Annotated in this window: 21 protein-coding genes; 10 read left to right on the top strand and 11 right to left on the bottom strand. The window is 52.6% G+C overall.

Translation table 11 applies throughout. From position 1 onward, the window contains the following. Window positions 1-174: 174 nt before the first annotated feature. The 3 genes from rhlE to pbpG all read left to right on the top strand — a co-directional run bounded on the left by rhlE (window position 175) and on the right by pbpG (window position 3,893). A complete protein-coding gene (gene rhlE, locus DRI82_RS02245) occupies window positions 175-1,536 on the top strand; it encodes an ATP-dependent RNA helicase RhlE (protein ID WP_114191862.1) in 1,362 nt (453 codons plus the stop codon). 289 nt (window positions 1,537-1,825) lie between these two features. Beyond that, on the top strand, window positions 1,826-2,764 hold the full coding sequence (gene dusC / locus DRI82_RS02250; RefSeq protein WP_114192013.1) for a tRNA dihydrouridine(16) synthase DusC: 939 nt from the start codon (window positions 1,826-1,828) through the stop codon (window positions 2,762-2,764). 178 nt (window positions 2,765-2,942) lie between these two features. Next, window positions 2,943-3,893, top strand: a complete 951-nt coding sequence (pbpG, locus tag DRI82_RS02255) for a D-alanyl-D-alanine endopeptidase (protein WP_114191863.1) — start codon at window positions 2,943-2,945, stop codon at window positions 3,891-3,893. Window positions 3,894-4,061: 168 nt separating this feature from the next. Here pbpG and DRI82_RS24840 read toward each other — a convergent pair whose 3' ends face one another. Together DRI82_RS24840 and DRI82_RS02260 are read right to left on the bottom strand one after the other, a co-directional pair. Further along, window positions 4,062-4,145 carry a small membrane protein YohP gene (locus tag DRI82_RS24840; RefSeq protein ID WP_462677100.1) on the bottom strand — a complete coding sequence of 28 codons (84 nt, stop codon included), beginning with the start codon at window positions 4,143-4,145 and terminating at the stop codon, window positions 4,062-4,064. Between the two features lie 169 nt (window positions 4,146-4,314). Beyond that, window positions 4,315-5,277 (bottom strand): Gfo/Idh/MocA family protein, encoded by a 963-nt coding sequence (locus tag DRI82_RS02260; RefSeq protein ID WP_114191864.1) that lies wholly within the window; start codon window positions 5,275-5,277, stop codon window positions 4,315-4,317. Window positions 5,278-5,531: 254 nt separating this feature from the next. Here DRI82_RS02260 and DRI82_RS02265 point away from each other — a divergent pair, with 254 nt between their 5' ends. Together DRI82_RS02265 and cyaB are read left to right on the top strand one after the other, a co-directional pair. Continuing rightward, a complete protein-coding gene (locus DRI82_RS02265; RefSeq protein WP_114191865.1) occupies window positions 5,532-6,122 on the top strand; it encodes a Yip1 family protein in 591 nt (196 codons plus the stop codon). A gap of 122 nt (window positions 6,123-6,244) precedes the next feature. Beyond that, window positions 6,245-6,781 (top strand): class IV adenylate cyclase, encoded by a 537-nt coding sequence (gene cyaB / locus DRI82_RS02270; RefSeq protein WP_114191866.1) that lies wholly within the window; start codon window positions 6,245-6,247, stop codon window positions 6,779-6,781. An 8-nt stretch (window positions 6,782-6,789) separates the two neighbouring features. Here cyaB and DRI82_RS02275 read toward each other — a convergent pair whose 3' ends face one another. Next, entirely contained in the window at window positions 6,790-7,695 is a 906-nt protein-coding gene (locus DRI82_RS02275) for a LysR substrate-binding domain-containing protein (protein ID WP_114191867.1), read from the bottom strand. Window positions 7,696-7,835: 140 nt separating this feature from the next. Here DRI82_RS02275 and DRI82_RS02280 point away from each other — a divergent pair, with 140 nt between their 5' ends. The 3 genes from DRI82_RS02280 (at window position 7,836) to DRI82_RS02290 (ending at window position 10,995) form a co-directional block, all read left to right on the top strand. Continuing rightward, the gene (locus DRI82_RS02280; protein ID WP_114191868.1) at window positions 7,836-8,471 is read left to right on the top strand and encodes a hydrolase; all 636 of its coding nucleotides are present in this window, start codon (window positions 7,836-7,838) and stop codon (window positions 8,469-8,471) included. Between the two features lie 88 nt (window positions 8,472-8,559). After that, the gene (locus DRI82_RS02285) at window positions 8,560-9,102 is read left to right on the top strand and encodes an antibiotic biosynthesis monooxygenase (RefSeq protein WP_114191869.1); all 543 of its coding nucleotides are present in this window, start codon (window positions 8,560-8,562) and stop codon (window positions 9,100-9,102) included. A gap of 24 nt (window positions 9,103-9,126) precedes the next feature. Then, window positions 9,127-10,995, top strand: a complete 1,869-nt coding sequence (locus DRI82_RS02290) for an amidohydrolase (protein WP_114191870.1) — start codon at window positions 9,127-9,129, stop codon at window positions 10,993-10,995. 62 nt (window positions 10,996-11,057) lie between these two features. Here DRI82_RS02290 and dld read toward each other — a convergent pair whose 3' ends face one another. Beyond that, on the bottom strand, window positions 11,058-12,764 hold the full coding sequence (gene dld, locus DRI82_RS02295; protein WP_114191871.1) for a D-lactate dehydrogenase: 1,707 nt from the start codon (window positions 12,762-12,764) through the stop codon (window positions 11,058-11,060). Window positions 12,765-13,071: 307 nt separating this feature from the next. On the opposite strand from dld, the gene DRI82_RS02300 reads away from it, so the two are divergent. Then, on the top strand, window positions 13,072-13,710 hold the full coding sequence (locus DRI82_RS02300; protein ID WP_114191872.1) for a nitroreductase family protein: 639 nt from the start codon (window positions 13,072-13,074) through the stop codon (window positions 13,708-13,710). A gap of 68 nt (window positions 13,711-13,778) precedes the next feature. Here the strand turns inward: DRI82_RS02300 and DRI82_RS02305 are convergent, their stop codons facing one another. The 6 genes from DRI82_RS02305 to DRI82_RS02330 all read right to left on the bottom strand — a co-directional run bounded on the left by DRI82_RS02305 (window position 13,779) and on the right by DRI82_RS02330 (window position 21,412). Continuing rightward, window positions 13,779-16,907, bottom strand: a complete 3,129-nt coding sequence (locus DRI82_RS02305; protein WP_114191873.1) for an efflux RND transporter permease subunit — start codon at window positions 16,905-16,907, stop codon at window positions 13,779-13,781. Further along, a complete protein-coding gene (locus DRI82_RS02310; RefSeq protein WP_114191874.1) occupies window positions 16,904-18,391 on the bottom strand; it encodes an efflux RND transporter periplasmic adaptor subunit in 1,488 nt (495 codons plus the stop codon). The genes DRI82_RS02305 and DRI82_RS02310 overlap by 4 nt, the downstream gene beginning before the upstream one ends. Next, entirely contained in the window at window positions 18,388-19,647 is a 1,260-nt protein-coding gene (locus tag DRI82_RS02315) for a TolC family protein (RefSeq protein WP_114191875.1), read from the bottom strand. Before DRI82_RS02315 ends, DRI82_RS02310 begins: the two co-directional genes overlap by 4 nt. Window positions 19,648-19,659: 12 nt before the next feature. Beyond that, window positions 19,660-20,013, bottom strand: coding sequence for a copper-binding protein (locus DRI82_RS02320; protein WP_114191876.1), 354 nt, complete (start codon window positions 20,011-20,013; stop codon window positions 19,660-19,662). 172 nt (window positions 20,014-20,185) lie between these two features. Beyond that, window positions 20,186-20,605 (bottom strand): hypothetical protein, encoded by a 420-nt coding sequence (locus DRI82_RS02325; RefSeq protein ID WP_114192014.1) that lies wholly within the window; start codon window positions 20,603-20,605, stop codon window positions 20,186-20,188. A 228-nt stretch (window positions 20,606-20,833) separates the two neighbouring features. After that, window positions 20,834-21,412 carry a lipid-binding SYLF domain-containing protein gene (locus DRI82_RS02330; protein ID WP_245956750.1) on the bottom strand — a complete coding sequence of 193 codons (579 nt, stop codon included), beginning with the start codon at window positions 21,410-21,412 and terminating at the stop codon, window positions 20,834-20,836. Between the two features lie 322 nt (window positions 21,413-21,734). Between DRI82_RS02330 and phoA the strand changes: the two genes are divergently transcribed. Further along, window positions 21,735-23,171, top strand: a complete 1,437-nt coding sequence (gene phoA, locus DRI82_RS02335) for an alkaline phosphatase (RefSeq protein ID WP_114191878.1) — start codon at window positions 21,735-21,737, stop codon at window positions 23,169-23,171. A 119-nt stretch (window positions 23,172-23,290) separates the two neighbouring features. Here the strand turns inward: phoA and DRI82_RS02340 are convergent, their stop codons facing one another. Then, window positions 23,291-24,352: an aldo/keto reductase gene (locus DRI82_RS02340; RefSeq protein ID WP_114191879.1), complete on the bottom strand. Its 1,062-nt coding sequence runs from the start codon at window positions 24,350-24,352 to the stop codon at window positions 23,291-23,293. Window positions 24,353-24,476: the final 124 nt, after the last annotated feature.

Below are 24,476 nucleotides of genomic sequence, written 5' to 3' on the forward strand. Positions count from 1 at the left end.
CTATATAATATTTCACGCGAAGAGTGTGATCTCTGCTACACTCTTCGCCAATTGGTGCACTGCAGTTTGTGCCGATCCCTCGTGGTAATGCCTCATTTTGCCTCGTCTGATAATCCTCCCTGGAAACTGCACCGAACATAGTTGGGTTAGGGGGGATCTGGAGCTTTACTCTATATGTCATTTGATTCTCTCGGCTTGAGTGCCGACATCCTGCGTGCGGTTGAAGAACAGGGTTATCGTGATCCTACGCCTATTCAACGCCAGGCTATTCCGGTCGTTTTATCAGGCCGTGATTTGATGGCCAGCGCGCAGACCGGTACTGGTAAAACAGCCGGGTTTACATTGCCGTTGTTACAGTTACTGAGCAGTAACCCGCACCAGAGCAAAAGCAATCGCCGTAACGTCCGGGCTTTGATCCTGACGCCAACGCGCGAGCTGGCAGCACAAATTGGTGAAAACGTTGTGGCTTACAGCAGCCACCTCAAATTGCGTTCGCTGGTGGTATTTGGCGGCGTAAGCATTAACCCGCAGATGATGAAATTGCGCAGTGGCGTCGACATTCTGGTGGCAACACCGGGACGTTTGCTGGATCTGGAACATCAGAATGCAGTGGATCTTTCTCACGTAGAAATTCTGGTGCTCGATGAAGCTGACCGTATGTTGGATATGGGCTTCATTCATGACATTCGCCGCGTATTGGCGAAATTACCGGCTAAACGCCAGAATCTGCTGTTTTCCGCGACCTTCTCTGATGAGATTAAAGCGCTGGCGAACAAACTGCTGCACAATCCTGCGTCTGTTGAAGTGGCCCGTCGTAATACTGCGTCAGAGCAGATTGAACAAAGTGTTCATTTTGTTGATAAAAAACGCAAAAGAGAGCTGCTGTCACAGATGATCGGTGAAGGCGATTGGCAACAGGTGCTGGTATTCACCCGCACTAAGCACGGTGCCAACCATCTGGCCGAACAGTTGAATAAAGACGGCATCACTGCCGCCGCGATTCACGGCAATAAAAGTCAGGGTGCACGTACCCGCGCGCTGGCTGATTTCAAAGACGGTAAGATCCGCGTTCTGGTGGCTACCGATATCGCTGCGCGTGGTCTGGATATCGACCAGTTGCCGCACGTAGTGAACTATGAATTGCCGAATGTGCCGGAAGATTACGTACACCGTATTGGTCGTACAGGACGTGCCGAATCGACCGGGGAAGCGATCTCGCTGGTCTGTGTCGATGAGCACAAACTGCTGCGTGATATTGAGCGTTTACTGAAACGTGAGATTCCGCGCTTTGCACTTGACGGTTATGAACCCGATCCTTCGATCAAGGCTGAGCCGATCATCAATGGTCGTCAGGGTGGTCGCGGTGGTCAGGGTGGCGGTCAACGTTCGCCACAAGGCAACGGTTCCCGTGGCGCAAGTGCGCGTCCGGCCGGTGGCGGTGAAAACCGCGGCAGCAAACCTGCCCGCCCGCGTCAGGGTGCTTCTGAGGGCGCTCGTCGCGCCAGTGCGCCACGTCGTCCGGCTCGCAGTCAGTAATTCGCTCTACCCGTTGACGGGCTGCAAGCCACTTTTCTGGTGCTAAACAGTCAGTCCACCGGCATAAAAAAACCGACGTCAGGAAACTGGCGTCGGTTTTTTGTTGGCAACGTTTGATTTTCTACGACCGCATCAGGATTGGAGAGATGACGAAGCTGCTGTCGTCGCCGGTTGGACGATTGCAGAAGTGTGGAGCGCCGGATGGCACGCGCGGGGAGCCCGGGTTGTCGGCATTGCCATGACCCCGCCATACCCCGTATTATTGCGCGTCAATTTTAAAGGTAGCTGCATGCGCGTATTACTGGCCCCGATGGAGGGCGTACTGGACTCACTGGTACGTGAACTCCTCACCGACGTGAACGATTACGATCTCTGTATCACCGAATTTTTGCGCGTGGTCGATCAACTGTTGCCAGCAAAATCCTTCTATCGTTTATGCCCCGAATTGCGTAACGCCAGCCGTACCCCGTCTGGCACGCTGGTGCGCATTCAATTATTGGGGCAGCACCCGCAATGGCTGGCTGAAAATGCCGCCAGAGCCGTGGATCTCGGGTCATATGGCGTCGATTTGAACTGCGGTTGCCCCTCCAAACTGGTCAATGGCAGCGGCGGCGGAGCGACATTGCTGAAAGATCCCGAATTGATTTATCAGGGCGCGAAAGCAATGCGTGCTGCGGTTCCAGCGGACTTGCCGGTGACGGTAAAAGTGCGGTTGGGCTGGGATTCCCTGGACCACGCCTTTGAAATTGCCGATGCGGTACAGCAGGCGGGGGCGACCGAACTGGCGGTCCATGGTCGTACCAAAGAAGACGGTTATAAAGCGGAACGGATCAACTGGCCGGCGATCGCTGAAATCCGCCAGCGACTGACTATTCCGGTGATCGCCAACGGTGAGATTTGGGATTACGCCAGTGCGCAAGAGTGCATGAACGTCACAGGATGTGACGCCGTGATGTTGGGACGTGGCGCGCTGAACATACCGAATTTAAGCCGCGTAGTGAAATACAATGAGCCGCGCATGCCGTGGCCAGATGTGGTCACGCTGCTGCAAAAGTACGTACATCTGGAAAAGCAGGGCGACACCGGGCTTTATCACGTGGCGCGGATTAAACAATGGTTGGGTTATCTGCGCAAAGAGTATGCCGAAGCGACAGAATTGTTCGGCGAGATTCGTGCATTGAATAAGTCGCGGGATATCTCGGCAGCTATTGATAAGGTAAATCCCTAACCACCCAGTCATTCAAGTGAGAGACTTCACCAAACAAGCTGCATCTTAAACATCATCAGCCTTATTCATCCATAATTGGCCGACAGACTTTGTCACAAATAGCCGTTAATAATCCGAGTGCTAAGTTTATAACGGTATCTTATAATTCGGCGGCGCACATCCTATACGTTACAGAGTAATACATGTGAAAATCCGTCTTTTGGTAGTAAGCCTGCTCGCGTTGAACGCAGGTATGATCGCTACATCCAATGCCGTTGCCAGCGACAATGCGGCCATTGCGGGTAAAATTGCCCCGCTGGAGATTGCCTCCGGAAGTGCCATGGTGGTGGACATGCAAAACCACAAAGTAATTTATTCGCGTAATCCTGATGAAGTTGTTCCTATTGCGTCGATCACCAAATTGATGACAGCAATGGTCACGCTGGATGCGAAACAATCGCTCAATGAAATCATTTCAGTGGATATCCATAACACCAAAGAGATGCGCGGTGTCTATTCTCGGGTTCGGCTGAACAGTGAAATAAGTCGCAGGAATATGTTGCTGTTGGCTCTGATGTCCTCTGAAAACCGTGCGGCTGCCAGCCTGGCGCACCATTATCCCGGTGGCTATGGCGCATTTATTAATGCGATGAATGCCAAGGCAAAATCTTTGGGTATGACGCATACGCGTTATGTTGAACCGACCGGATTGTCGATTAACAATGTCTCTACGGCGCGCGATCTCACCAAATTGCTGATGGCAACCAGGAATTATCCACTGATCAGTGAGCTCAGTACCACTACAGAAACCACCGCCATTTTTAAGAATCCGTCTTACAGTTTGCCATTTCGCAATACCAACCATTTAATCAGTAATGCCAGTTGGAAAATCCAACTGACCAAAACCGGTTTTACCAATCAGGCCGGGCATTGTCTGGCGATGAGGACGGTGATCGCCAATCGTCCGGTGACGCTGGTGGTGCTGGATGCGTTCGGGAAATATACCCATTTTGCAGATGCAAACCGCTTGCGGAGTTGGATGGAGACAGGGAGAGCGCCAGCGGTACCACAGGTAGCGAAACTGTATCGTAAGCAGAAAGATCAGCAGACAGGCCAACCGACACTCGCGCAGGCAACTGAAACCGATTGAGAATGGAATAGGTATCCGGCGAGTGATAAAACTTGTCGGGTACCGTCGTCGTTCCAAAGACGTGTCATACAGCCGACAAGGCCGAAAATCCCCAGGAGCATAGATGACTATGTGACTGGGGTTTGAGGCCGCAGTCAACGCATCTGCGGCTTGAAGTATGACGGGTAATCAGAAAATCAGCTTAAACACGCCAGTAATCGTCAGTAACCCGACGATAAAAATGATCGCGATAATCCACAAGAATATTCTCATATTTTCTCCTTAAGTCCACCAAAATCACGAATAAGCATCTGCTAAGCTGATGATATCCTTATCCCAGTATAGACGGCGTTGGGTGGTTTGCTCGTCGGATTTTGGAGTTCAGGGAAATCTACTGACCGTCGATTTTCCAGACGAAAACGTTGTTTTTGCGTTTAATGACCTAAATCTGCATCACCAATTCTGTCGTCCGACGGGCATCGCGACCGTCGCATAACGGCGTTGATCCACGTTGAATCGCCTGCGCAAAATCGTTGAGTACCGCTTCGTGGCGGGAGGTGTCCGTGACCACCGCACTACGCGCGCCGTCATCCGGGGCGGCTTCTACCACACTCGCCGGGTTATCGATTCCTGCAATATCCCATTGGGTAATTCGGTCATCGGTTACCGTAAAGGTGCCTTTTTCACAGGTCACTTCCAGCCTGGCCGCATAGCCTGGGCGTGCGCACGTGGAGGCAACGATCGTTCCGATCATGCCATCTGAATGGCGCAGCAGGGCAGCGCCATGATCTTCGGCTTCCATGCGATGGGCAAACGTAGCCAGTTCGCTGGTTACGCGTTCAGGCATACCAAACAGCCAGATATAGTTATCGATGTTATGTGAACCTTGCTGAATAAAAACGCCGCCACCATCAATGGCATAGCCACCACGGTAATCGGCACTGTCGTAATAGGCTTGATCGCGCCAGAAGCGGCAAGAGAGATCGGCAGAATAGCGTTTTCCCAGCGCACCACTATCGAGGATTTTTTTCAACGCGACATTATCAGGATTGGTGCGACGCTGGTAGGCGACGGCCAGCACAACGCCCGCGTCTTCTGCGCTGGCAATCATTTGGTCACAGGCGGTGAGAGAAATATCCAGCGGTTTCTCAACCAGAATATGTTTTCCCAGTTTCGCTGCTTCAATGGCACTCAGATGATGTAATCCGTTTGGGGTGGTGATAATAACCGCATCAAAAGCCCGATCAACGTCAGACAGGCTGTTCCAGCACGGTAAATCGGGTGCCGATTGTGGTGTGCGGCCACTGCGCGAGATACATCCCACAACGACGGATCCTGCGATGTTTTTGATGGCGCGGATATAGGTATTGCTGATATTACCGCTGCCTACGATGATATATTTCATTTTTTTCCCTTAGAGCCTATCCAACTGAATCTGGTTAATTTATCACCCGCTGTTTATAGGTGACCAGTGGTATTTGCTCATTTTTAAGCGTTTTTTCATAGAGATATCAACGGACAACCCCTGCGTCACCGGATTAACCATCCAGAGCTATACTTGGAGGTAAGGTCGCAGGCTGGCGCTGGCCTCCGGTTCGGCGTTGCGCACTACTTCTATCATTGCCGGGTGCGGCCTACGGCAGGTAAGGAAGGTGACGTATGGTCAATCACGTTTGGGGTCTTCTGGCCCATCCCGGACCGGAACTGAAACAAATCCAGAGCGAACGGGAAACCGTCTCGCATGTCTATTTCCACCACGTATTGGTGATGGCTGCCATTCCGGTGATCTGTTCGTTTATCGGCACGACCCAGGTGGGGTGGAACTTTGGCGATGGCAATTATCTTCCCATCTCACTCTTGACCGCCGCGTGGATTGCCGTGGTGTTCTATTTGGTGATGCTCGCTGCGGTCGCCGTAATGGGACGGGTGATTTATACCCTGGCGCGGCGCTATGACAGCCGTCCCGACGTCAAAACCTGTATTGTTTTCGCTGGTTACGTCGCTACCCCCATGTTTCTCAGCGGCTTCGTGGCGCTCTATCCGCTGGTGTGGCTATGTTTGTTCGTCGGCGTAATCGGGTTGTTTTACAGCGGTTATCTGCTCTATCTGGGGATCCCGAATTTTCTGGGAATCGATCGGCGGGAAGGTTTTCTCTTCTCAGGATCGACGCTGGCAATTGGGGTACTGGTCCTTGAACTGGTTCTGGCGCTAGCGGTCTTTATGTGGGGATACGGTATCCGGTTATTTTGAATGGTCTAAAAAACTCCTCGTGACCTCACGTTCGCGGGGAGTTTTTTCATTGCCCGCAACCTGAAGCATGCGACAATCCGTGTTCACTGACAGCCACTCCTGAACCAGATAGGGAAATGCGCATGAGCGAGCATTTTGTAGGGAAATATGAAGTTGAGCTTAAATTCCGCGTTGCCGACATTGATGTGCTCAGGCAGCGGGTCATTGCCCTTGGTGGTCAAGAGTTCGTCGCGGAAAATCAGGAACACGATACCTATTTTGAGTGCGCTACGTCGCTTGAGCAGCAGAACATCAGCATGCTGGTACGCGATATGTCGCCTTCCGGCATTAAATTATGGATCGTCAAAGGTCCAGGGAATGATCGGTGCGAGGCGGTGAATATTACCTCCGTTGAGAAAACCATCAACATGCTCAATACGTTGGGTTATCGCAGGGCGTTCACTCTGGAAAAACTACGCAGTATCTATTTTATTGAGCAATTTCATATCACCCTCGATCGGGTGAGTGGCATTGGCGAGTTTGCTGAAATCGCCATCATGACCGACGACCAGGCGCAATTGGCGACGCTAAGAATCCAATGCCAGGATCTGGCAGAACGACTGGGGCTGGCCGCATGCGACAATGAAACCCGCTCATACCGTCAGTTGCTGGGGCATTGAGGTGGATCTCAATGCTGATAGAGCGTCTTGAGGATATCGCCCTGCAATAAACGGTCGCGCCACCAGAGTGCGGCTTTGCCATTTTTAACATCGTCATGACCAAGGTACGCCATGATGACCGGTTGATGTGACGCGACTTTTTTGATAACCAACTGACCCTGATCGATATAGGGCTGCGCCAGATGCCGCGGCAAATAACCGCATACCAAACCCGATAATTGTGCCTGCAACTTACTGTTGAAATCAAAAACCACCAGCACATCCTGTTCATCAGGAATCTGCACATTGCGCGGCGACGCCACGCGCGATGTATCGCGGACTACCACACCACGGTGCGGTTGGATATGGTGTTTTTCCAGGGGTTCAGGAAAAGACGCCAGCGGGTGATCGGGAGAAACAACAAAGACAGTTTCAAAGCTGCCCAATACATGAAAGGTATAACCTGAAACAACCGGGGGTTCAGTGATGGCACCCAGAATAATATCGGCACAGCCACGGGTAAGTGATTCCCACGAACCACCAAGAGTTTGGTGAATAAACGTTAATTGCGTGTGGTGATGTTCCTGATAAAACTCGTCAATCAGGGGGATCAGGCAATTAAAGGGGACGGAACCGTCAAGCGCCACGGTAATTTCATTCTCCCAGCCAGAGATTAATTGTGCTGCCTGTTTTTCCAGTCGTCGTGTGGCCTGGAGAATCATTCTACTTTTCTCAAGTATTAATTCACCGGCATCAGTAAATTTGGCGCGATGACCCGAACGATCCAATAACGTAATACCCAGTTCGACTTCCAGTTTTTGTACCATATAGCTGAGGGCAGCCGGTGTTTTATGCAGGGTCGCAGCGGCGGCAGCCAGTGATCCATAATTCGCCAAAGCATCAAGAATAATTAATGTATCCAAATTGATTTTCATCGTCTAGCGCACCGAGTCAGATAGAAAAACTTAACGAGTCATTAAAAAATACTAGCTATCTTTTGGCTGATGCGCTCTTTACGATGGCATTTCCCCACTCTTTTTCCTGCGAAAAGTGGCTAACTTTTGGAGCTAATATCATGTCTATTAAAGAATTGATTGACCCCAATAACTCGGTGCTTATTTTTATCGATCACCAACCGCAAATGTCTTTCGGCGTTGCCAATATAGATCGTCAACAGTTAAAAAATAACACCGTAGCCTTGGCGAAAGCAGGAAAGATTTTTAATGTTCCCACCATTTTTACCTCTGTGGAAACGGAAAGTTTCAGCGGCTATATCTGGCCGGAGTTATTGGCGGTTCATCCTGAAATTACCCCGATCGAACGAACGTCGATGAACTCCTGGGAGGATGAAAAATTCGTCAGTGCGGTAAAAGCCACTGGTCGCAAGAAATTGATCATCGCCGCGTTATGGACCGAAGTGTGCCTGACTTTTCCCGCACTGATGGCGCTGAACGAAGGGTTCGAAGTATATGCCGTGACTGATGCGTCCGGTGGAACCTCAGTCGATGCGCATGAACGGGCAATCGATCGCATCGTTCAGGCGGGCGCTGTGCCGGTCACCTGGCAGCAGGTTTTACTCGAATATCAACGGGACTGGGCGCGTAAAGAGTCCTACGACGCGGTAATGGCGCTGGTCCGTGAGCATAGTGGCGCTTATGGTATGGGCGTCGATTATGCTTACACGATGGTACATAAAGCCCCACAGCGCTAAGCGTTGCTACTTCCCACGGCTTCTGCGCCTGCTCCAGGCGCGAAGTTGTGGGTGAAACCTTTTAAACGAATCGCTAAGGCAAATCCCTATGGCCAATCCGCAGTATGTCACGCTGGTGATAACCCATACCTTGCGGCCAAATCAGCAGCAGGCATATGAACAGTGGTTACAACGCATCGTGCCTATCGCGGAACAGTTCGAGGGGCATCTGGGAGCGAACGTGATCCGTCCCGTTGACGGCGGTGATACATACACCATCTTGATTAGGTTCGATAATCTCGACAATCTGTATCGCTGGACGCACTCCCCCGAACGCAAGGCGCTGATGGAAGAGGTCGCGGATCTGCTGGCCGGGGAAGATCGTCTCGACATCCAGATGGGAAGCCAGTTCTGGTTTACCCCGGCACAAAAGGGCGTTCGCCGCCCTGCGCAGTGGAAGCAATTTCTGATCACCTTGGCCGTTATCTTTCCCTCAACCCTTCTGGTGCCCTGGTTCTGGCGGCAGCTTTTGCCACAACTGAGAGGCACGCTGCCCGGGCATTTACTCAACGACGCCACCGTGGTTGCGTTGGTGGTTTATCTGTGGATGCCGTTGCTGACGCGCGTGCTGGCCGGATGGTTGAAACGCTGATCTTACTCTACAAGGCGAATGTTTATGTCTACCTATGCATCACTGATTCTGACCAATGGAAAATTTCATACTCTGGATAGTGAACAGCCGCTGGCTGAGGCGGTGGCAATCAAAGACGGTAAACTTCTGGCGGTGGGCAGTACCGCCGAGGTCATGACGCACGCCAATGAGCAGACGGAACTGATCGATCTCAACGATCATACTGTTATTCCCGGTTTGAACGACTCCCACCTGCACCTGATTCGTGGTGGCCTGAATTATAACCTTGAGCTGCGTTGGGAAGGGGTTCCGTCACTGGCCGATGCATTGCGGATGTTGAAAGATCAGGCCGACAGAACGCCGCACCCGCAGTGGGTCAGGGTGGTGGGCGGCTGGTCTGAATTCCAGTTTGCTGAACGCAGGATGCCAACGCTGGACGAGATCAACGCGGTCTCGCCTGATGTCCCGGTATTTGTGCTGCATCTCTATGACCGTGCCTTGCTCAACCGCGCAGCGCTGAAGGTGGTGGGATACACCAAAGACACGCCGAATCCCCCGGGAGGCGAGATACAGCGCGACAAAAACGGTAATCCCACCGGCATGCTGATCGCCAAACCGAACGCGATGATTCTCTATTCGACGCTGGCAAAAGGGCCTTCTTTGCCTTTTGAGGAGCAGGTGAACTCTACGCGGCAGTTCATGCGCGAACTCAACCGGCTTGGGGTGACCAGCGCGATTGATGCAGGGGGTGGATTTCAGAATTACCCACAGGATTACCAGATTATCGACGAGCTTCATCGGGCCAAACAACTGACGATCCGCATCGCCTACAATCTCTTTACCCAGCGACCCAAGCAGGAGTTTGAGGATTTCTCTACCTGGACGGATATGCTGTCGCCCGGGCAGGGCAGCGATTTTTACCGACATAATGGTGCCGGGGAAATGCTGGTGTTTTCCGCCGCCGATTTCGAGGATTTTTTGCAGCCACGGCCCGATCTGCCGCCGGGGATGGAGGACGAACTCGAGCGGGTGGTGCGTCATCTGGTCGAGCACCGCTGGCCGTTCCGCCTGCATGCCACGTATGACGAATCGATCGGTCGGATGCTGGATGTCTTTGAAAAAGTGAATCGCGACATTCCGTTTAATGGTCTGCACTGGTTTTTCGATCACGCAGAAACCATTACCGAGCGCAATATCGAGCGGGTCAAAGCATTGGGGGGTGGCATTGCCGTTCAGCACCGCATGGCGTTTCAGGGGGAATACTTCGTCGAACGTTATGGTCAGGAGGCGGTCAGCCATACGCCACCGGTGGCTAAAATGCTTGAGTATGGTTTACCGGTAGGATTGGGTACCGACGCCACGCGTGTCGCCAGCTACAATCCGTGGACGGCGCTCTATTGGCTGGTTTCAGGCCGCACCGTCGGCGGCTTGCAGATGTACAGCGAGAATAATCGCCTTTCGCGCGATATTGCCCTGGAGTTGTGGACCGCAGGCAGCGCCTGGTTTTCCACCGAGCAAGGTAAGAAAGGGCGGATTAAAGTCGGGCAGTTGGCCGATCTGGTGGTGCTGTCAAAGGACTACTTCAGCGTGCAGGAAGAGGAGATCAAGGGCATCGAGTCAGTGATAACCGTGGTGGATGGCAAAGTGGTGTATGCCACCGCCCGGTTTTCACCTTACTCACCGCCGGCATTGCCGATTTTGCCAGACTGGTCTCCGGTGAAAAGCGTGCCGGGGCATTTCCGTCCAGCGCCTCCGGCAGAGCAAGGGTTTGGCGCGGTGGCGCAGAGGCATCAGTGCCGCGGATCCTGTCTGGTACATTTGCATCAGCACGATACCGCCCGCCGATCGTCCGTGCCGGTATCTGACGATCGCGCGTTCTGGGGCGCATTGGGTTGTTCCTGTTTTGCCTTCTGATTACCTGTTTATGTTGATCAATGCCGCTACGATAAGTAGCGGCAATTCAATCACTACGTCAATCAACCCCAGTTTTTACGCTTCGAGGTTTTGCCAATCCCTGGATTGAAGCTGTTGGTGGGGTCGGCGCGCTGGTAAAAGTTTTTCAAATCAGGTTTCGCCAGATAGAGGTGACCGACATTGTGTTCGGCTGGGTATTCCGCCCCTTTGGCATCGAGAATTTCCAGCATCTTCATTTTAAGCGCCTTACTGTCCACCCCTTTTTTGACGATATAATCCTGATGGAAGACATGGCACATGAAGTGGCCGTAATACAGTTTGGCAACCAGATCGCGGTTAATCTCTTCCGGCAGCGTTTCAAACCATTGCTCATCATTGCGGCGCAAGGCGATGTCGAGCGCCAGAATATCCTCAACCTCTTTTTCATGCACGGCGTGATAACGCACGGCAGCACCGGCAGCGGCAAAGCGATGCAAAAAGGCTTTTTTGCCCTCGTCTTCGCTACAGGTGAAAAAGCTGCCTTCATGTTGACCAAAGAAATCACTGAGAAAAGTGGCGGCTTCACTGACACCCGGTCCGGCCATTTTTAACAGCAAGTGGTGCTCGTAACGATCCCGGTACTGTTTCATTCGTGCGGGCAGGTGACTGGGCAGCAAACGACTCAACCCCTGCATTACCCGGTCGCTGAAATTATGCGGCATAAAGGGTACGCGATTCACGCAGGCGTCGGCTTTTCCTTTGGCGGTAAACAGCGAGGGCATTTTGTCGGTGCCCAGGGAATTGATCATCAGGAAGGTGTCTTTGCCATACACTTCGGCGATGTCAAAAATATCGCGGTGCATGTATTCACCCGCCACCGGCAGCGAGTCGAATTCACTGAGAATATGGCGGCGCAGCGCGGTCAGTACGTCTGTCTCATTGGTGCCGATGTAAAAAACTTTCTGATCGGTTTCCACTGGGAAGGTGTCCAGCCGCACAGCGAAAACCGCCAGTTTTCCGGCGCATCCCGAGGCTTCAAACAGCCGTCTTTTGTCGGCGTTGAAGCGCGATGGCGTATTGGCATGAATGTCGCGCACCCGCTCAGCGTACTCATGGTCAGATGCCTGCCGCTGATCGTTGATCACCTCTTTTGGGAGGAAATCGCCTTTCTGTAACCGGGTGAGAATCTCTTCAGGCGTGTCGCCCAAAGTGATCCCCAAATGGTTGATTAATTGCAATTCGCCGGAGGCATCGATCTGCGCATACAACGCCATTTCGGTATAGGCCGGGCCACGTTTTACCAACGATCCGCCGGAGTTATTACAAATCCCGCCAATCACGGATGCGCCGATACAGGAAGAACCGATGACCGAATGCGGTTCACGTCCGTAAGGCTTGAGAATTTTCTCGAGTTGATTGAGCGTACTGCCGGGGAATCCAAGGACTTGTTTACCGCCGTTCAATACCTGAACCTGATCGAGTTTCAGCGTACTGACAATCACAATATCGCGGTCATAATCGAGCCCGCTTGGGGTCGAACCCTCGGTCAATCCGGTATTGGCCGCCTGCATGATAACGATTTTATCGGTCGCCACGCAAGCTTGCAGGATTTGCCACTGTTGCAGCAACGTTTGCGGGAATACCACCGCCAGCGCCTTGCCTTCACCGGAACGGAAGCCTTTGCGGTAACGCTCGGTATTGCGGTCACCCGTCAGTACGTTATGGCTGCCCACGATGTCCCGCAAACGTGCCAGGAATGCGGGATTATTCTTTACCTCAGTATGACTCATAGTGTCTCCCTACCGTCATTTGAACTTTATGCTCGTCAATTTTTCACGCTGTCGCCAACGCACCCGCAACTCGAATTATTTGCATATAAGCATAGGTCTGATTCGTATGACGACCAGTAAAATTATTGCTGTGGCTGCATAAGTGCCTATGTTCAATTAAGGATGGGGTAATGCAATGCCAATAACGGACGATTGATTGTTATCAATGCAGTGATAAGAGTAATATTGCCAATATGTTGGTTGTACAGGGAGAAAATAAATATAAAATTTCTTATCCCTGTGCTCATGAGAGTTTTTGAGGGCGATTATGGACACCATAGAGGCAATTAAACAACGCCGGGCAAGCAGGGCATTTGATTCTGATTTTACAATGAGTTTGCAAGACAAGAAAAATCTCCTTGATATCGCGATGAAAAATACACCCAGCGCATTCAACCTTCAACCATGGCGGCCTTTTTTAATTGAGAGTAAGCAACAGCGTGAATTAATCGGTGATGCAGTATGGGATCCACAGCAGCGCCAGAATTTGGCTGAATCTTCATGGAATAAATCACGGATAATCGATTGTTCTATGCTGGTGGTTTTGTGTGGTGATTTTTCTTTTTGGAACAGGCATGTTGATGAAATATGGCAAGATGCTTCAAAATCTGCCAGGGATTTCATTACGCCAATAATTGATGTGTATTATCAGGGCAATAACGAAAGCCAACGCGACGAAATTATGCGTAGCTGTGGGATGTTTGCACAAAATTTAATGCTTGCCGCCAAATCACAAGGATTGGACTCCTGTCCGATGGATGGATTCAACTACGCAAGTGTAAAAGAAATTATTAATGCGCCTCCTGATTACGTAATTACACTGGTTATTTGCCTGGGCAAATCAACAACATCACCTTTTCCTAAAATCGGCAAAAGAGAATTTGATGATATTGTGCACATTAATTGATATTAAATGACAGAGAGCCAATGATATTTCCCCATCCACGATTGAATGGGGAAATAAACAGGTGAAAGTTATTTTATCTTTCGTTGACGATGCAGCAGTAAATACACCGCCGGGATTACCAGCATCGATAACAGCGGGGCGCTGATCATCCCGCCAATCATTGGTGCGGCAATGCGCTGCATCACTTCAGCACCGGTGCCGCCGCCCCACATAATCGGTAACAGCCCCGCCATGATGGTTGCGACGGTCATCACTTTCGGCCTGACGCGCAAAACGGCACCATGATGGATCGCCTCACAAAGTTGCTGTTCATCAAGCGGTTTCCCACCCGCCTGTTGCCTATCGACTGCCTGATTAAGATACAGCACCATAATAACGCCGAACTCGGCAGCGACTCCCGCCAGCGCGATAAATCCGACGGCGGCGGCCACCGACAGATTGTAGTTCAGCAGATAGATTAACCAGACGCCGCCGATCAGCGCGAAAGGCAGCGTCGCCATGATCAGCGCGGCATCACGCACCCGGTTGAAGGTGACGTAGAGCAGAATAAAAATGATCATCAGCGTAAACGGCAGCACTATTTTCAATTTGGCGCTGGCGCGTTCCAGATACTCGAATTGCCCTGACCAACTCAGCGACACGCCCTGCGGCAATACCACATTCTGTTCCACCACGAGCTGCATCTCTTCCACGGCGGATTTCAGGTCGCGCCCACGCAAGTCGACATAAATCCAGTCGGATAAACGGGCGTTCTCACTTTTCAGCATCGGGGGACCCTCACTGACTTTTATCTCGGCCAGAGCCGACAGCGGAACCTGTGCACCTGTGGCGGTCAGTACCGGCAAATCGCGCAGCGCCTGCACGCTGTCCCGTAATTCACGCGGATAACGAATGTTAATCGGGTAGCGTTGGCGTCCTTCAATGGTTTCACCAATGTTTTCGCCACCGACCAACGTTGAGACCAGCGACTGCAATTCGCTGACCGACACGCCGTAGCGCGCGGCTTCACGGCGATTGATATCAATATCGATATAGCGTCCGCCTTCCAGACGTTCAGCCAGGGCCGAGGTCACACCCGGAACGCGTTTGACCACCTGCTCAATCTGCTGCGCGACCTGTTCGATCTGCTGAATATTGCTGCCATTCACTTTGATGCCGACCGGACTTTTGATGCCGGTCGCCAGCATGTCGAGTCGGTTGCGGATCGGTGGGACCCAGACATTGGCAATCCCCGGCAGATTGACGGTGCGATCCAACTCGCTCACCAGTTTGTCCATGGTCATTCCCGGTCGCCACTGATCGCGGGTTTTGAAGCGGATGGTGGTTTCCAGCATGGTGAGCGGTGCGGGGTCAGTCGCACTTTCCGCACGGCCAGCTTTTCCGAAAACGCTGGCGACTTCGGGCACGGTTTTGATTAGCCGATCGGTTTGTTGCAGTAAACGTGCGGCCTCGCGGGCGGAAATTCCGGGCAGGGTCGACGGCATATAAAGCAGATCGCCTTCGTCCAACGCAGGCATGAATTCGCTGCCGAGGCGGGCCAGCGGATAGAGCGTCAGCAGCAGTAATACACCGCTGATGACCAGCGTCGTTTTTGGCCGGGCGAGTACCGCAGACAGAACCGGTTGATAGAGTTTGATCAGGCCGCGATTGAGCGGATTGGCATTTTCATCCGGGATTTTCCCGCGAATGAAATAACCCATCAGCACCGGTACCAGCGTGATGCCCAACCCGGCGGCAACGGCCATGGCGTAGGTTTTGGTGAATGCCAGCGGGGAAAACATCCGGCCTTCTTGTGCCTCAAGGGAAAATACCGGAATAAACGACAGCGTAATAATCAGCAAGCTGCAAAACAGCGCCGGACCGACTTCGGTGGCCGCCTGTTCTGAAATTCGCCAATAATCTGCCGACTTGGGTTGTTCGCCGGGATGAGTATGCCGCCACTGCTCAAGAACCTTATGCATATTCTCGATCATGACGATCGCCGCGTCGACCATCGCCCCGATAGCAATGGCGATGCCGCCGAGCGACATGATATTGGCATTTACCCCCTGATAATGCATGACGATAAACGCGCCAAGAATTCCCAGCGGCAGGGTGATGATCGCCACCAGCGCCGAGCGAAAGTGGAAGAGGAACAGCGCGCAGATCGCGGTCACGACCAAAAACTCTTCCAGCAATTTATGCGACAGGGTTTCGATGGCATTCTCGATCAGCGGTTGGCGATCGTAGACCGTCACAATCTCAACGCCAGCGGGCAGGGTTTTACCGATTTCGCTCAGCCGCACTTTCACCGCTTTCAGCGTATCCAGCGCATTCTTGCCCGACCGCATTACCACCACGCCACCCGCGACTTCGCCTTCGCCGTTGAGCTCCGCCACGCCACGACGCATTTCTGGACCAAACCGCACGCTGGCTACATCGGAAAGCAGTACGGGAATGCCGTTGTTTACGCTGACCACCACATTGTTGAAATCATCAATCTGTTTCAGGTAACCGGAGGTGCGCACCATGTATTCCGCTTCGCCCATTTCCATCAGCGAGCCGCCGCTCTCCTGATTGGCGCTTTGCAACGCGGTGACCAATTGCTGGTGGGTGATACCCCGTGCGCGCATGCGGATCGGGTCGACAATCACCTGATACTGACGGACCATCCCGCCAATGCTGGCGACCTCTGATACGTTGGGCACGGTTTTCAGATCGAAACGCAGCGTCCAGTCCTGTAGGGCACGCAACTGCTCAAGGCTATGTTTCCCGCTGTGATCCACCAATGCATATTCATAAATCCAGCCGACACCCGTGGCATCCGGCCCCAGCGATGCCTTGGCTTCAGCGGGCAGGGTAGATTGCACTTGGCTGAGGTACTCCAACACCCGCGAACGCGCCCAATAAGGATCGGTATCATCTTCAAACAGAATATAAACGTAAGCTTCACCGAACATCGAAAACCCGCGTACCGTTTTTGCACCGGGGACGGAAAGCATGGTGGTCGTCAGCGGATAGGTCACCTGATCTTCGATAACCTGCGGTGCTTTGCCGGGATAGGTTACGCGGATAATCACTTGCACATCAGACAGATCGGGCAGGGCATCCAGTGGCGCTTTTTGTAGCGACCAGATTCCCCAGGCGGCCATCATCAACGCTGCGAGTAGCACTAATAACCGGTTACGCAATGACCAGCGAATGACGGCGGCGATCATAAATCACCCCCATGCTGATGAGCGACGGGCGTAATCTCAGTGAGATGCGCACCGTCGTCTGTCAGGGTGAAATGAAAATCCACACGGCTACCCACACGTAATTCTGCCGGTAAACCGCTTTCTGGCAGGGAAAAATCCATGATCATCGCTGGCCATTTCAAGGCCGGGACGGGTTGATGATCGAGCGTTACCGATTGGGTTGAGATCGCCGTGATCACCCCTTGGGCGACATAGTCAGTGGATTTGTCAGCGGTTGCCTCTTCGGCACCTTCCGCGCCTAACTGTGGTAATGCGCTACGCAGGCTGGCTTCTGAATCAATCAGGAATTGGCCCGAGGTCACGACCTGCTGCCCCTCATTGAGACCTGACAGGATCTCCACCCAGCCGTCACGGGATTGCCCGGCCATGACTTTTTGTGGTGTGAAATGGCCTGCACCGTCAGCAAGCAAAACGCGGTTATGGCTGCCGGTCTGAATCAACGCCTCCTGTGGAATAGCCAGTACCGGGGCTGACTCTGGTTGATCCAATGCCAGATTCAGATACATGCCGGGGCGCAGCTTTTCGCCCGGGTTTTCAACGACTAACCGGGCTTTCAGGGTGCGGGTCGCGGCATCCACGTCCGGCAACAATTCACTGACTACGCCGTGAAACGTGTCGTCCGGCCAGCTTTCCGAGGTTGCAACGACTGCGCTGCCGGGACGAATCTGGCTGGCGGCAGATTGTGGGTAATCAATCACGATCCACACTTTTTGCAGGCTGGTCAGCTCAAACAGCGGTTGCGCCACCGTAACTTGTGCGCCTTCACGTATGCTCAATGCGCCGAGATAGCCGTCTTGTGGTGCCAGTAGATCGATGCGCGGCTGCGGTTGTCCGCTCTGTTCCACGCGGCGGATGGTGGACTCGGGCATAAATTGCAGGGCCAGCCGTTGGCGGGCAACGGCGGTCAGGGCGCGGTCCCCAAGCTGGCGCACTGCCAGATATTCCTGCTGGGCGGCGGTCCATTCGGGGATCCACAATGTTGCAAGGCGCTGGTCTTTTTTCACCTGCTGCTGGCTGGCCGCGACGTAGAGTTTTTCAATCAGGCCATTGGCGCGTGCGGCAACGGTACGCACGCTACGCTCGTCAGCCCCCACGGTAGCGTAGACATTCAGTGGCGCTGACAACGTGCGCTTTTGTACTTTTTCACTGCGCACGCCGAGGTTTTGCTGCTGACGGGCGCTGATTGTCACGCCGCCGTCATCGCTGGCTTCGTCGGCGTAGCGAGGTACCAACTGCATGTCCATGAACGGCGATTTTCCGGGCTTATCGAAACGCTCCCCCGGAACCATCGGATCGTACCAATAGAGCACCTGACGGTGATTTTCAGTCGAAGCGGCAGCGGGTTCAACGGTTGGCGAATGACTCTGCTTTCCGGCCAGATAACCGGCCACCAGGGCAATTAGCACGGCGGCTGAGATCAGGCTGATCTTGGCGATCGGTTTCATAACAGATTCTCCTGTGGGGTCAGGTAACGCAGCGCCGTCCATAACCGGGCGACGTCGCGCTCGGCGCTGCTGACGGCAAGCTGGCTCTCGAGCAGTCCACGACGGGCATCAAGGATCGAGGCCAGATCGCTTTTTCCTGCGCGGTACTGCGCCTGTAATACCTCAAGCCGCTGTTGTTGAAGGGGTAAGACTTCCGTTTTCTGCCGTTGCCATAGGGTTTGTGCCGCCTGATATTGCGCCAGCAGCGTGGAGAGCTGTGCCTGATGTTCGCGGAGCAACAGCGTTAACCGATCGTTGCTTTCCATTGCCCGCGACCGATCGGCGGCGTGATCTTTGTCCTGACGCGAAGCGGTAAACAGCGGGAGATCGACGGTAAACATGATGCCCGCCAGATCTTCATATTCATCGGCTCGCCGCCCGTAATAGACTTCAACGCCGACGTCTGGAATCGCAGCTATGGCGGATTGCGATGATTTTGCCTGCGCCACGTCAGCCTCGCGCCGGGCCTGAAGCACTTCCGGATGCAGCGTAATGGTATCAAACAGCGTTTTTTCATCGGCAGGGAGCCGTTCTATGTGCGGTAAAGGCCCCTGAATCTGACTGTTATCCACGCCGGTTAACTGGGTCAGGCGGGTTTTGGCCATTGACGCATCGCGCTCGGCTTCAGTTAGGCGATCTTGCATGGCGACCAGCGTCAGCCGGGCATCAAGTACCGATGCAGGCAAGGCACTGCCGCTCCCGACGCTGGCGCGTTGCACGGAGATTTGCCGCTGGCTTTCTGTCACCAGCGTATTGGTCTGTTGCACGGTTTTCTCGCTGAGTGCCAGTTCGATCCAGGCCTGTGCAACGTCGCGTTGCAAACGTGCGCGAATGGTTTGCTGGCTTGCGGCAGTCTGGCGTGATTCGGCTCGCAGCGTGTCGGCTTTGCGCTGTCGCTTATCGCTGCTGACATACTCCTGCATGATGCCGATACGCTGCATGGTCATCCCTTCGCGGGTAAAACGGCGACTGTTGTTACCCGAGACCGGCACGTTTTCGATGCCGAATTGCAGCTTGGGATCGGGGAGTTGAGTCGCAGCGTCAGCCATGTTTTCCAATGCATTGACCTGGTGCTTGCTGGCGGACAACTCGGCAGAGTAGCGTTCTGCGGCCGCCAATGCCTGCGGCAGTGAAAGCGGGGTTGCGATGGCTGTTGCTGGCAATATGGCCAGCAGCAACCACCACCTCGCCAATGGACGACGTGTTGTGTTGTTCATGATGGTCTCCGATCAGCGACTGGCTGGCGTCAGGGTCAGTAGTTGATAACCGGCATCGGTCTGCACAAAACTGAAATCCACCGCGGTACCGGTAGGGAGTTCATGTTGTGGTTGCGACGTTGGCAAGAGAAAGGTCATGGTCATCGGTGGCCAGTTAAGTTCAGGGATGGCCGGATGGGCGAGAGTTACGCGATCGGCTTGCCATTTTTTTATTACCCCCTGTGACTGAATCGCGGACGTATTTCCAGCCACGCTCATGCCATGAGGCATCGCATGATGCGAATGATCCATGGTGTGGGTATCGGCCAATAAATAAGGTGAGGAGAAAGCAAAAGTTATTATTAAGAAAGTCAGTAATGCACGCATGGAATAATCTCCACTACAGTCAATGTATCGATCCGTTATATGAAATCTGGCGGATGCAGCGCCGCGAATTTATTCATTGGAATAAACGGCAGAAATACCTGTTAATAGCTGAATGCGTCAGGCAACCGAAAACATTACGAATTGGTTGAACGGCGCTCAGTGACTGGCGTGGCTATTCTCGGAATCGGCAAAATTGTATTTCGGCAGGGGGGCCAACGATGGGGGGAGAGGCCCATGCTGCGCTACAGAGGGGTTCACTGACATCAACAGCAGCAAGCAACAGGCTGGTACTGGCAGGTAATGCGACCAGTGAAAGTGCACCGTTGTCATACTTAGAACTGTCAGGTACGCAGTGCTTTTCGCACAGCGGCGTCTGGCTTTGCAAGTGCTGCTCGCTTGACGCCTCCTGTATGTGCCCGGCATGCTGGCTGACCGTTGACTCAACCGAAGCGGGGAGATCGCAGTTGTGGCTGGCGAGAGCCAATTGGGCATTCAATAATAACCAGCACGCGGTAAACAGCAATGCGCAAGCACGCTTGCCAGGCAAGCGAAGCATATGCATTAACTGTGAGATTACCTTCCGTGCCGACATAATCATCCAAGTGATCGAATCTATTATTCAGCGAGTATATAAGTAAAAAGATGCAACTGAAAAGCAGTAATAAATAAAATTATCTGCACTGGCGTGGATGTTATTTTAAAGTTAATTTATTGCTGAGTATTTGCTGTTCTATGTCGGCGAGAATACGGCCTTTGTCAGGTCGTATAAAGAAATGAATACTTTTTTCTCTCTTTAGTTATTGGAGAAAGACTCCACTGATTAGGCTGTTGGCGCGTTGAGTTCGTCGTCCGGCCAGTATTTATAACCGTTAACCATCGCTTGAATCGCCAGACCATTTTCAGTCAGCGAATACACGCTCACTGCAGTTTTCAGACCCATTGAACGGGCGGTATTGCTGGCCAGCGAAGAGGCATCTGGGCTGACGACGCCATCCTTGCCATATTTAGCCGCTGCGCCCGCATCTCCTCCAATCACGATGCCATGGGCAATAAAGCTTTCAAGCGCTGCTCGGGTATGAAAGATCATGACGATCTGACCCTGTTTGAAGCCAATACTAAATCCGGCACCGGCCTGCGCCATTTTCATGTAAGTATATTTTCCACTCTGATTATCTTTTACGACGCCGTAACCATTGCCGAATCCCACCACCAGAATTTTATTGCTGGTATTGCTGAATACGGCATAACCTGCTGCGTGCTGAATCTCACTTCGGGTTTGTGGATATTGTTTGAACAGCGCGGTCAGGGCAGTATTGCGTTGCTCCTGAATAGTGTGTCTTTTTTGGTTATCTGTATTGCCTTTTGCACTGCAACCGGCCAGAAATCCCAGTGCAATCAAGATAATAAGACTCTGCTTTACTGTTATTGAAATGTGTTTTCTCGTTATTGGCATAATTGCGTTGTCACCTGTCTCATCCCGGCAAGTATTTGCCAGGTCATTCCCGATGGCTACGCTAGCATTTGCTCCAGAGGTGAAATGTAATATTTAGTGAGATATCGTTTCCCATATAAATTATATGGATACGTTTTATATCTTCATGTTTAAAACTAATTACTTCACCGCGTTATTTGTCATAAAAACGTCATTACTCTGCATTAGTCTCTTTGGGTAACAGACACATACGTTTCGTATCATTTGTTTACAATAAGGAGTTTTCCTCATGCAGAAGCATCTTTCACTGTTACCTCTCGCAGCATTGTCGGCAGTATTGTTTACCCCAACAGGTTTCGCACATGCGCAAAGCGACACAATTTCAGCCGAAGAGTTGACGCATCGTGCGGCGCGCGGTGACATCACAGAACCAGGTGGCGCGCGTCGTTTGAGTGGCGACCAGACTGCCGCGTTGAAAGCCTCACTGTCAGATAAAAGAGTCAAAAACGTGATTTTGCTGATTGGTGATGGCATGGGCGACTCTGAAATCACCTCCGCCCGTAACTATGCAGAAGGTGCTGGCGGTTATTTCAAAGGTATCGATGCGCTGCCGTTGACCGGTCAATATACCCACTATGCATTGGATAAAAAGAGCCACAAACCCGACTATGTGACGGATTCAGCAGCGTCAGCAACGGCCTGGACCACCGGGGTGAAAACGTACAACGGTGCGTTGGGGGTGGACGTCAACGGCAAGGATCAGCCGACTATCCTTGAGATCGCCAAAGCGGCAGGCAAAGCAACCGGCAACGTCTCTACGGCAGAATTGCAGGATGCGACACCCGCAGCATTGATTTCCCATGTCACCTCCCGCAAATGTTATGGCCCGGAGGAAACCAGCGAGAAATGTGTGGCCAATGCGCTTGAAAAGGGTGGGCGCGGCTCGATTACCGAGCAACTCTTGCAGGCTCGTGCGGATGTCACGCTAGGTGGCGGTGCCAAGTCATTCCAGCAGGTGGCAAAAGCGGGAGAATGGCAGGGTAAGTCACTGAAAGATCAGGCCATGGCTCAAGGCTATCAATGGGTAGACAACGTTGCGGGGCTGAAAGCCATCACGGTCGCCAATCAGGATAAACCGCTGCTGGGTCTATTCGCTGACGGTAACATGCCGGTTCGCTGGCAGGGGCCGAAAGCCAGTTACCACGGTAACATAGATAAACCGGTGGTCACGTGTGAAGTGAATCCAGAACGCACGGACAGTATTCCAACGCTGGCGGCAATGACGGAAAAAGCGATCGATCTGCTGAAAACCAATGAAAAGGGCTTCTTCCTGCAAGTTGAAGGGGCATCGATTGATAAGCAGGATCATGCGGCCAATCCGTGCGGCCAATTTGGTGAAACGGTTGATCTGGATGAAGCCGTGCAAAAAGCACTGGAGTTTGCCCGTGCCGATGGCAATACGCTGGTGATTGTTACCGCCGACCATGCCCATTCCAGCCAGATTATTGCTACCGATGCCAAAGCTCCCGGTTTGACACAGTCACTGAATACCAAAGACGGAGCGGTGATGACCATCAGCTACGGTAATTCGGAAGAGGATTCCCAAGGTCATACCGGTACCCAGTTACGCGTCGCCGCTTACGGCCCAGGTGCGGCCAATGTGGTGGGACTGACCGATCAGACCGATCTGTTCTTCACGATGCGTGATGCGATGGGTCTCAAGTAATTGATCTCCAAACGGGAGCGGTGTTGCTGCTCCCGTTATTTTTTCCCTTCATTGATATTCTCAATCCCTTTACGCTACTCATGCGATTTACACTACTAATGCGATTTACACTACAAACGTTATTTTGCCGGTATAAATGCCGGGCGCAGCAACGCTTGCTGGCCACCGGCAATACGATCGGCTGACGAGGTCATAATGTCGTAGGGCGCACCCAGCTCAATGGCGCTGACGGTTTCCAATCGCTGAACCTGTTCAGGCGTGAGTTTTACATCAAGGGCGGTGAGTGTTTCATCGAACTGTGCGCGGGTGCGTGAGCCAAGGATCGGTATCAATGCGGTGGATGACTTCTGTGCTTTCTCAAGCAACCAGGCGATCGCTACGTGTCCCGGTGCAACCCTAAGTTCCCCTGCAATTGCCAGAACTGCATCCAGAATCGCTGTTTCCTGCTCACTCTTTTCAGTGCGTACCAGCACGCCACCCAGTCCGGTGAGGCGTCCTGCGGTATTTCCGCCCCGGTATTTACCTGTCAGTAACCCACCGCCCAACGGTGACCATAATGCAGCACCCAATCCCAGCGCTTCGGCCATGGGCAGCAACTCACGATCGGCGCTTCGCTCAGCCAGACTGTATTCGAGCTGGATACCAATCAGCGGTGCCCAACCACGTAGTTCGGCCAAAACATCGGCCCGGGCAATGCGCCATGCGGGAAAGTTGGAGAGTCCGGCATAAAGAATTTTGCCTGAACGCACCAGATCGTCGAAAGCTCGCAGGATCTCTTCCATGGGCGTTGCACCGTCGCTGGCATGCGCCCAATAGAGGTCGATACGGTCGGTTTTAAGCCGCTTCAAACTGGCCTCCACCGCCTGAATCATGCTCTTGCGGCTATTGCCGCTACGGGATATGCCTGCATCTGCAGTAACGCCCAAGGTATATTTTGTTGCCAATACAAAGTGATCGCGATCGGCTGCAATCAAATCGCCCACGATCTCTTCGGATTGGCCAACCTGATAACCATTGGCTGTATCAATGAAATTTCCACCCGCATTGGCGTAAGCATCAAAGACAGTTTTTGCCTCGGTGGGCTCGGATCCATAACCCCAACCCGTACCAAAATTCCCTGTCCCCAGCGCAAGTTGAGATACGCGTAAACCTGTCCGACGTCCAAAATTCATGTAATTCATGTTTTTTACTCCAGCAAAAGAGGTGAGGTGCAACTGGACGTCGTGATCGACGTCGTTATATGATGGTCATCATAATTAAATTATATGGCGATCATCTTATAAAGAGTCAAGCATGAAAATGCAG

This window comes from Edaphovirga cremea (genome assembly GCF_003332275.1).
Lineage (GTDB): Bacteria > Pseudomonadota > Gammaproteobacteria > Enterobacterales > Enterobacteriaceae > Edaphovirga > Edaphovirga cremea.